General features: G+C 57.4%; 10 protein-coding genes. All 10 read right to left on the bottom strand.

All coding sequences use genetic code 11. The features are described 5' to 3' along the window. Positions 1-94 precede the first annotated feature (94 nt). The 10 genes from WKI41_RS11680 to treZ all read right to left on the bottom strand — a co-directional run bounded on the left by WKI41_RS11680 (position 95) and on the right by treZ (position 9,777). Entirely contained in the window at positions 95-1,186 is a 1,092-nt protein-coding gene (locus tag WKI41_RS11680) for an acyltransferase family protein (protein ID WP_425341021.1), read from the bottom strand. Between the two features lie 76 nt (positions 1,187-1,262). Continuing rightward, entirely contained in the window at positions 1,263-2,342 is a 1,080-nt protein-coding gene (locus tag WKI41_RS11675; protein WP_340193660.1) for a D-TA family PLP-dependent enzyme, read from the bottom strand. 127 nt (positions 2,343-2,469) lie between these two features. Then, positions 2,470-2,886, bottom strand: a complete 417-nt coding sequence (locus WKI41_RS11670; protein ID WP_340193659.1) for a carboxymuconolactone decarboxylase family protein — start codon at positions 2,884-2,886, stop codon at positions 2,470-2,472. After that, positions 2,822-3,250, bottom strand: coding sequence for a MerR family transcriptional regulator (locus tag WKI41_RS11665; protein WP_340193658.1), 429 nt, complete (start codon positions 3,248-3,250; stop codon positions 2,822-2,824). Before WKI41_RS11665 ends, WKI41_RS11670 begins: the two co-directional genes overlap by 65 nt. Positions 3,251-3,380: 130 nt before the next feature. Further along, the gene (locus WKI41_RS11660; protein ID WP_340193657.1) at positions 3,381-4,418 is read right to left on the bottom strand and encodes an NAD(P)-dependent alcohol dehydrogenase; all 1,038 of its coding nucleotides are present in this window, start codon (positions 4,416-4,418) and stop codon (positions 3,381-3,383) included. Positions 4,419-4,608: 190 nt separating this feature from the next. Next, the gene (gene rutD, locus WKI41_RS11655; protein WP_340193656.1) at positions 4,609-5,385 is read right to left on the bottom strand and encodes a pyrimidine utilization protein D; all 777 of its coding nucleotides are present in this window, start codon (positions 5,383-5,385) and stop codon (positions 4,609-4,611) included. Between the two features lie 5 nt (positions 5,386-5,390). Beyond that, positions 5,391-5,780, bottom strand: a complete 390-nt coding sequence (rutC, locus tag WKI41_RS11650) for a pyrimidine utilization protein C (protein ID WP_340193654.1) — start codon at positions 5,778-5,780, stop codon at positions 5,391-5,393. An 18-nt stretch (positions 5,781-5,798) separates the two neighbouring features. Further along, positions 5,799-6,536: a pyrimidine utilization protein B gene (gene rutB / locus WKI41_RS11645; protein ID WP_340193653.1), complete on the bottom strand. Its 738-nt coding sequence runs from the start codon at positions 6,534-6,536 to the stop codon at positions 5,799-5,801. Then, on the bottom strand, positions 6,533-7,624 hold the full coding sequence (gene rutA / locus WKI41_RS11640; RefSeq protein ID WP_340193652.1) for a pyrimidine utilization protein A: 1,092 nt from the start codon (positions 7,622-7,624) through the stop codon (positions 6,533-6,535). Before rutA ends, rutB begins: the two co-directional genes overlap by 4 nt. A 371-nt stretch (positions 7,625-7,995) precedes the next feature. Continuing rightward, a complete protein-coding gene (treZ, locus tag WKI41_RS11635; protein WP_340193650.1) occupies positions 7,996-9,777 on the bottom strand; it encodes a malto-oligosyltrehalose trehalohydrolase in 1,782 nt (593 codons plus the stop codon). Positions 9,778-9,887: the final 110 nt, after the last annotated feature.

Here is a 9,887-nt window from a genome sequence, read left to right as displayed (position 1 = left end):
GGTAAGTGACCGTAATTGTTGTGTTTTTTCGATCGGGCAGGAGCTTTTGCGTTCAGAGCATCACCAATTCACGCTTGGAGAGACACTCACGCTCTCAGAACTGCGTCGCGTTCACCAACTTTACCCTGCGCCGCAAGCGCTTCTGCATCGGCTGATCGAAGTACTGCGTCAAAGCCCAAGCAAAGATTGTAGCGAATGCGGTGAAAAGCAGTCCGGCGGGATAGGCGATCCACTCCGTTCCTGACCACGGCATGAGGAAAGCGACCCATGCAAGCAAGGGAATATGGAGAACGTACAGGCCGTAGGAGGCGGTTCCCAGAAACGAGGAGATCCAAGCCAACCGTCCTTCCAGCGCAACCTTGCTGGCAACCGTCAGCAGGACAGGCCAGACGAGAAAGACCACGAAGAGATCGAAGAAGGGACGAACATCCTTTGTCATTGGCAGGAAGAGGATCAGGCAGACGAGCGCCAGGCACAGAAGTGCGAGGTGCTGGTGCCTGATCTGGCCACCGGTGTGGTAGCGGTAGATCAACACTCCGACGAAGAAGGAGAAAAACACACGCGCCATGCCCGCATACATTTCATGCCAGCGAAAGCCCGCATGCAACTTGCCGAACTCGGTAGCGGCAACCACCAGACCGACGGCGGCAACTGCGATAACCACCGCGATCTTACCGCTCTTCCAACGCGCACCCCACTTCGCGTAGACGACGTTGGCCACCAGTTCATTGAACAGCGACCATGCAGGGCTGACAAGAAAGAGCGCTCCGTTGAGTGTCAGTGTAAACGGGGCCGGCAGGAAGAGAACGCTTGTGAGCAAGGCGAACGCCAGCTCACCGAGGCTGATCTTTCGGTGCAGGTCATCGATGGGGGTTGGCAGGTCAAGCGCGTAAAGGCAGACGAAAAACGCCGCCATGATGGCAAGTGCGATGATGTAGAGCGGGTAAAGCCTATAAAAGCGCGCCTTCATGAAGGTGAGCGTGGAGATTTTGCCGGTTCGCAACCTTTCGCCATAGGCATGCGCCAGAACGAAGCCACTCAGCGCGAAGAACAAATCGACGGCCAGATAGCTGGACGCTTCCGGTCTGCCAAAAAAGAATTCCGCGTGACGGTGGACGATTGCGACAGCTGCAACGCCCCGAATTCCATCCAACAAAACGAAACGTTCGGGCTGAGGCGTCGCAATCATCAAAAGTCTCAGAGGTCGATAAAACGCAAAAACGCGACAGCCTCCCTCCGGTTCACCCTTCTCAGCAAAAAACTTAGACGATCAGGCCGCGCGCCACGACAGGCCAGACCTCAGGCTCGGACATGTCTTCGCCGATTACCGTCAAGCTATCGACGAGATTGGTCACCACGCAGGCGTGGTTTGGGACGATGCGAAGCTTGTCGCCCACCTTGAGCCCGATCGGTCCCTCGGTGACAAGACGCCCATGCTCCTCCGACAGCTGATCGATTGTGATGTCCTCACGGCCCAGCACATGTCCATAGCCCGTGAGACCGAGGAGGTCCGACGTCAGCGCTTTTGAGCCAGCATCGATGATGGCGCGATTTTCTGCCGGAACCGAAACGACGGTGGCAATGACGTTCAAGGCGCACTCGTCCCAGCCACAGACTCCGCGGCTGACGAGCGATCTGTCGTTATAGACGTATGTTCCGGGTCGGTATTCGGTAACGACCGGTGCCTTCGCTGCATGCATCATCGAGGGTGTGCCGCCCGAGGTGATGACGGGAACAGCAATTTCTTTGTCTTCGATCATACGCTTGGCGTCCGTCATGAAGCTTTGAACTGCTGCCTCACCTGACGGCGATGGATAAGTCATCAATCCGCCGAACACCAATCCCGGTGCCTGATCGATGACGATGGCGAGTTCGGCAGCCGCCTCCGGCGTTGGCACGCCGCAACGGTTCGCGCCTGTGTTGCACTCCACGAGAACTGTCAGCGACTGCCCAGCGTCGGCGAAAGCCTCGGAGAGACCATCGACAACTTCCACGCTATCGGCCACGACTGACAGGCGAACCTTGCCGGCCAGCGCCCGCAACTGCTTCAATTTTGCAGTCCCGAGAATGTTGTAGGTGATCAGAACGTCGTTGATCGCTTCGCTACCCGCGACCATGGCTTCTGCTTCCGACACCTTCTGGCAGGTAATCCCGACAGCACCTGCCTCCAGCTGCATTTCGGCGACAGCCGGAAGCTTGTGGGTCTTGATGTGCGGCCTGACCCTCAACCCGTGGACATCAGCATAATCTTGAAAGCGGGAAATATTCTTCTTGGCAATGTCGAGGTCCACGACAACGGCGGGCGTGTTGAGCTCGGCAATCTGCTGGTCGGATAAGGGCATGACATCCTCGGAGGCAACTCTGGTTCGGCGGCGGGACGCTATATCCCTTTCAATCCCATTGCTACAGGAAGATGAAGAAATAGCGCCCGCGCCTAGTTCGTGCCAAACCAGTCCGACCAGCTTGTCGTCACCCCACTGCTGGTGCGCGCTCATCAATGGAAGCGAAGACATCCTTCGCGGCAAACAGGCCGTTCAACGCGGCTGGAAACCCAGCATAAACGGCCATCTGCATGATGATTTCAGCGATCTCATCGCGCGAAAGGCCAACATTCAGACCGGCCTCGATATGCACCTTCAACTGAGGCGCGGCGTTGCCCATGGCTGTCAGCGCCGCGATGGTCGCGATTCCCCTCGCCTTGGTATCGAGCCCAGGTCTGCTGTAAATATCGCCGAAGGGAAATTCCAACAGATAGGTTGCGAAGTCCGGTGCGATATCGGCGAGCGCCGCAATCACTTTTGCTCCGGCTTCTCCGTCTATCTCAGCGAGCGCGCGTTTGCCGCGTTCCAGCCGGGTTTCGCTTAGGGTTGTTTGTGACTGCGTCATCATCCATCATCCTCTGACTGTCGCCGGCATATCCGGCGATCTTCTGGTCGAGGACGATGAGGCATTGCTGGAGTTCGGCCACCCGATCGCGAACCTGGTCGCGATGCGCTTCCAGCATCTCCTGCCGTTCAGGCCCGGTCGCATCTCCCTGTTTTCGCAAGGCGGCATAACGCAGCATGTCCCGGATAGGCATGCCGGTGGTTTTCAGCCTTCCGAGAAACTCGATCCAGATGAGGATTTCGGAATCATAATCGCGCCTGCTCGAGCGGTCGCGATCGGCATAGGGAAGCAGGCCGATCCGCTCGTAATAGCGGATCGTGTAGGCCGAGAGGCCGGAGCGCTTTGCAAGTTCACCGATCTTCATCAGCACCTCATCGTCATAACGCAGAGGAGGCTACAAGTTAGAGCGCACTCTAGGTCAATAGCCATTCGGAGCTTATGAGCGAAATAGTTCAGAGGATGCCGGAGATGCTTTGCCACCGGCACCGGATCAATTACTCCGGCATGGTAATCTGCAGTTTCACATCGGTCTCGCGCGCTTCCACCGCACGGTCGAAGCCAGCGATACTGTCCTCGAAGGGGATGGTGGCCGAGATCAGCGGCTTCAAATCGACCTTGCCAGAGCCGATCAGTGCAAGCGCGCGGTCGTAGACATTGGCGTAACGGAAGACGGTCTCGACCCGCAGTTCCTTGGCCTGCAATCCAACGATGTCGACCGGCACCGGATCGACCGGCATGCCGACAAGCACGATCGCACCGCCTGGACGGGCGAGCTTTGCCATGCCGAGAATAGCTGGCGCCGCACCTGAGCATTCGAAAACGATATCGCAGCCCCAGCCATCGGTTGCTTTGGCGACTGCATCCGGCAGGGAGGTCCCGCGGATATTGACCGTCTCGATGCCATCATAGGCGCCGATGATATCAAGCTTGGGCTGAGCAAGATCGGCAACAATCACCTTGGCGCAACCACCCGCAAGGGCAGCAAGCGCCACCATCATCCCGATCGGTCCGGCACCTGTGACCACGGCCACATCGCCCGGCTGGATCCGTGCTCTCAATGCTGCCTGCATGCCGATGGCGAAGGGCTCGACCATGGCGCCCTCGCCGAAGGAGACGTTATCGGGCAGCTTGTAGGTGAAGGCGGCCGGATGAATAACTTCTGGCGTCAAGCAGCCGTGAACCGGTGGCGTCGCCCAGAAGGTCACGGCCGGGTCGACATTGTAGATCCCGAGTTTCGTTGCACGCGAGGTCGGATCGGGAATGCCCGGCTCCATGCAGACGCGATCTCCGACTTTCAGATGCGTGACCTCGGCGCCGACTTCCGCGATTGTGCCGGCTGCTTCATGGCCGAGCACCATGGGCGCGTTGACGACGAAATGACCGATCTTGCCGTGGGTGTAATAGTGTACATCGGAGCCGCAAATGCCGACCGTGTGAGTGCGGATTTTCACATCCTTGGGACCGAGCGTGGCGGGAAGATCGAAGTCGCGAAGCGACAGCTTCCCTTTTTCCTCCAGAACCAGAGCCTTCATCGTTTCCTCCTTCAATCTTGGTACGACACGCGTCTATGGCATCAAAAAGTCAGAGCGTCCTTTGTGCGTCCTAAAGGATGCACGGCGCTCTATGAGAAGGTGATGAAACGTCGCACCAAGGAAAGCAACCCCTTCCTTTGTGCCATTTCTGTTTCTTGAAACGAGTGATGTTGTTGCGCGCGGAAAAGTATCAGGCGGCGCGCAAAAAGCGCAGTATGGCGGTGTTGAAGGCGTCCGGAGCCGTAACGTTGATCGCGTGCGCGCCAAAGTCGACGAGCTGCAACTGGCTGTTTGACAATCCCTCCGCCAGACGGATCGACCGCGTGTAAGGCACGAGAAGATCATCGCGGGTGGCGATGACCAGCGTTTCCGTTTTGATATCCTGTAACCGGTCGTCGACATCGAAGGCACGCAGGGCGGCGATGCGGCGAAGGATATTGGTGCGCCCCTGAAAATGATCGATGGCGTGACGCTCCTCCGCCTCCAGCCTTTCCGCATTCTCCGACATCCACACCGCCGGATAAAGGAACAAAGGCTGCGCCTTGATGAAAGCCGGAACGCCGGACTTTTCCAGAAGCTCGATGCGCACATCAAAGCACCGTCCGGAATGCGGATCAGCCTTGCTCCATGCGTTGATCAGGACGAGCTTTCCGATCATTCCTGGCTTGCGAAGGGCAAGATCGAGGCCGATCAGGCTGCCCAAGGCATGTCCCATGAAATCGAAGCGGGTGAGACCCAGTTGCTCGGCAATTTCCAGCACATCATCCGCCATGGCCGCGATGCCGCCATCGGCTGGCGCCTCCCCACCAGTGCGTCCGCAACCGCGATGATCATAGGTGACGATCCGATAGTCGTTCGATAGTGCCGCAAGCTGCGGCGCCCAGTAGCTTGCGGAACCGCCGAGGCCCGATGACAAGATGATCGTCGGCGCATCCGCGTCTTGTCGTCCGTGCAGATCGAAATGCATTACGCTCACGGCTTGCCGATATGAGCGACGGTTGCGATTTCCACCAGCGCATCCGGCTTCACCAGACCGCATTGAATGCAGTAGCGGGCTGGCTTGTCGCCTGGAAAGTACTCGGCATAAACGGCATTGACCGCCTTATAATTGGCCCAGTCGGTGATGAAGATATGGTTCATGGTCACGTCTTCCATGGTGCCACCGGCGGTTTCGATCACCGACTTGATGGTCTCGAGCACGTGGCGGGTCTGGGCGCTGGCATCACCCACATGAACGACGTCGTTGTTCTTGTCGAATGGCAGCGTTCCGGAGACATAGACGATCCCATCAGCCAGCGTACCGGGCGAAAATGGCGCGATCGGCTTGGATGTACCTTCGGGAACGATGATCTTCTTCGGCATGAGTTTGTCCTTCTACAATCAGGAATTGGCAGGCGCAGCCTGGCTGATGACACCACAGAAATCATTGACAGTCGCCACCCAGCCGAAGAACTTTTCGACATTGTAAACAGTCGCCTGCTGAATGAAATCGGGGCCGAGGTGATGGGTGGCGTCTTCCAGCATGATGCCGAAATATTCCAGATGGAATGCATCGCGAAGCGAGCTTTCGACGCACACATTGGTGGCGATACCAACGAAGACGAGATTTCGAATGCCGCGGGCGCGCAGGATGCTGTCCATCTGCGTGTTGAAGAAGCCGCTGTAGCGGGTCTTCGGCACCAGAATATCACCGGGCTTCGGCTGAAGCTCATCGACGATCGCATAATCCCACTTGCCTTTGGCAAGCAACTTACCCTGCGCATCCGGATTGGCGCGCATATATTTCAGCGCGTTGGATTTGTGCCAGTTGGGCGAGCCTGGACCTCCAGCCTCGACATAATCTTTGTCCCATCCATTCTGGAAGTAGACCACCTGAACGCCGGCAGCGCGCGCCGCATCTAGCGTCTTGCGGATATTGTCGATGGTGCCCTTGGCGCCGGAAATGTCGAAGCCTGCAAGATCGACATAGCCGCCTTCGGTCGAATAGGCATTCTGCATATCGACGACGACGACGGCGGTTTCTTCCGGTTTGAGTGTGATCGGCTCCGGACGAGCGGGCAATGTGACGCTTTTGCTGTGAACGGCGGGCGCCTGGTATCCTGTTGTCATGGTGCTCATTCCGCCGCCTCGAGAAGGGGCTTTACATGTTTGCGGCATGTCATCAGCGGCTGGATTTTCGTGCCGAAGTCTTCGACGCCCTTGACGAAATCATCGAAGGTCAAAAGCACGCCGCCTGTTCCAGGCACAGTGGGCACCTCATCCAAGAGACGCGCAACGGTATCGTAAGAACCAACCAGTGTTCCCATGTTGATGTTGACGGCGGAGACCGGGTCGGCCATCTGCCGCACATTGGTGTCCGAACCGGATTTGGTATCGGCAGCACCCTGGACGCCAAGCCATTTGATGGCCTCCTGATCGGCACCGGCCTTGTAATGCTCCCACTTCGCTCTTGCAGCCTCGTCCGTTTCGTCGGCGATCACCATGAAGAGAACGAAGGATGAGACATCGCGGCCCGTCTTGGCCGTTGCCTCCCTCAGCCTCTCGGCGGCGGGCGCAAAGGCGGTGGGCGTGTTCACGCCGACACCGAAACAGAAATTGTAGTCGGCATATTTGGCAGAGAACTCCATGCCGGCATTGGAAGAGCCCGCGCAGATCACCTTCATATCGGCTTGCGGCTGCGGCGAGAGCCTGCAGTCATCCATCTGGAAGAAGTCGCCCTTGAAGTCGCTCTGCCCTTTCTCCCACAATTCGCGCAGGATGGTGGCGTATTCGGCAAGATAGGCATAGCGCTTGCCAAAATACTCGTCGCCCGGCCACATGCCCATCTGGGAATATTCCGGCCGCTGCCATCCGGTCACGAGATTAATGCCGAAACGGCCGTTGGAAATGCTGTCGATAGTGGAGGCCATTCTGGCGACGATCGCCGGCGGCATGACGAGCGAGGCGGCTGTAGCGAAAAGCTTGATGCGCGTGGTGACGGCGGCAAGGCCTGCCATCAGCGTGAAGGATTCGAGATTATGATCCCAGAATTCGGTCTTACCCCCGAAGCCGCGAAGCTTGATCATCGACAGGGCAAAATCAAAACCGTATTTTTCAGCCTTGAGGGTGATCTCTTTGTTCAGCTCGAAGCTCGGCTTGTATTGCGGCGCGTTCTCCGACAACAGCCAGCCATTGTTTCCAATCGGGATAAAGACTCCAACTTCCATGATATGCCTTTCTTCGAACGGTACCGACAATGCTTTGTGACGTGCATACCGAGGCGGCCATTGATGCAAGACAGCCTCAAGCCCCGGGGGATCGACTATTTCGACGGCAGATTGTTTTGAGTCTTTTCGTTCCCCCGCGCTAAAAATCGATCAATAAAGACTGGGCCCATCGGCCGCTTGCGCAATGAGCAAATCAGCCGGAAAGGGGGATGCTCACCCGGCTAGAAGCAAAGATCAACTGAAAATATTGCATGCTTGGATGACGGAATTGTCGGTTGCAAGACGCGCGTGTTCGATGCAGTAGAGGCTCCTGCTTCGTGCCCGGAAAAACGTGGGCGATCGTCAGACGATGAATCCTGAGACCTTCGCGCTCACGCTGGTTGTAGAGACCAACGGACAGCCCATGGCGACAGGCTTGTTCCGTCTGCCGAGCCGAGGCTGAAAAGCTCCTCGCCCGTTGTTGCATCGGTATCGGCGTTCCCGCTTTTATCGGAAAGATTGGCGACGAGGCGAAGCGTTAGACCATCCTCCATGCCCCACTCGACGGCGACGACACCATCCCTGACCTCGTAACGCGTCGTATCGGGGACGATTGTCTTGAGCAGCGGCACGATGCGCCTTTTGCGCAGGTCCAGCAATGTTCGGTAGAAGCCGAGCAACTGGCGGCCTTCTTCATCTTCCCGCTTCGACCAGTCGAGCTTGCTGGCCATAAACGTCTCTCTTGCTGTCGGATCGGGGAGATCGTCGGCGTCGAAGCCTGGGAGACGAGACAGCTCTTCGCGGCGGCCCTCCTTCACCTTCTGGTTCAAATCCTCACTGAAATCACAGAAGTAGCGGAAGGGATCGCGCGAACCCCACTCCTCGCCCATGAACAGCATGGGGATTTGCGGCGCGAGCAAATAGATGGCGGTAATCGCCTTTAGTGCCGCGTCCGGAGCGTAGGTCTGCATCCTGTCGCCGAGCGCCCGGTTGCCGATCTGATCATGATTTTGGATGAAGGAGATGAATGCGGTGGGCGGGAGATGCGCGCTCGGCTTGCCGCGCTCTTCATCGCGATAGGGCATATGCTCACCTTGAAAGGCAAAGCCTTCTGCCAGCGCCCGACCGATCTTATCGTCATCATCGGAATAGGCCTTGTAATAACCGAAGGTCTCGCCAGTCGCTGCAATGTGGAGAACGTGGTGAATGTCGTCGTTCCATTGCGCGGTAAAGCGCTCCGACATGCCGTCTTCATCACGGCTCAGGAGATCGCTGTCGTTGTCTTCATTCTCGACAATCAGGTGAATGCGCCGGTCGGGTACCGCAGCACGAACGCGACGCGCCAGCTCCGTCAGCAGGTGTTCATCGCTATCGTCCATAATCGCATGAACGGCATCAAGCCTTAAGCCATCGAAGCGGAATTGCGTGACCCAATAGATGGCGTTCTGGATGACGAATTCACGCACCTTGTCGGACTGCTTGTCATCGTAGTTCAAGCCCTGCCCCCACGGATTTTCGTGATTGGGGGAGAAGAGCGGCGCGTAGTTCGGCATGTAATTGCCTTCTGGGCCAAAGTGATTGTAGACGACATCTAGGAAGACGCTGAGCCCACGCGCGTGCGCGGCATCAACCAGCGCCATCAAATCCTCCGGTCGTCCGTAGCTGCTGTCGGGCGCATAGGGCTTCACGCCATCATAGCCCCAGTTATAGCCGCCCGGGAAATCCGCAACGGGCATGATCTGGATTGCGGTTATGCCGAGATCACGGAGATGGTCGAGATGGGCGATCGCGCCTTGGAATGTCCCTTCTTGGCTGAAGGTGCCGACGTGAAGTTCATAGATGATGATCTCCTCCCACGGTCGACCGTGCCAGTCGGTGCTCTGCCATTGGAAGCGCGATAGATCAACAATCTCACTTGGACCATGGACGTCGTGGGGCTGGAAGCGCGAGGCGGGGTCTGGAATCTCCAACCCGTCAGGCAGAGTAAAGCTGTATCGTGTTGCGGCTTCGACCTTCGGCTTTCGCAAACGGTGCCAGCCCTCATCGTCCCGCTTCATGGCCTCCGGCGTTTCGCCTTCGATATTCAGCAGCACCTCATCGTGAAAGGGCGCCCAAAGGCGAAACTCGATATCGTTGTTGGAAATTGCCGGACCGAAATCAAACGTGTGAACCACCGAAGCCCCTCATGCATGCTGTTGTGCGCTGCATCAAACAAAGCTTGCTGTAAAAGGTTCAGCAGTTATCGATTGTTTTGTTGTGTCTGCCCGCCTTACAACAATGTTTT

Origin of the sequence: Agrobacterium larrymoorei (genome assembly GCF_037722385.1) — a bacterium.
Taxonomy (GTDB): domain Bacteria; phylum Pseudomonadota; class Alphaproteobacteria; order Rhizobiales; family Rhizobiaceae; genus Agrobacterium; species Agrobacterium larrymoorei_C.
Note: the sequence above shows the minus strand (reverse complement) of the source record. Positions and strands in the feature narration are given on the sequence as shown.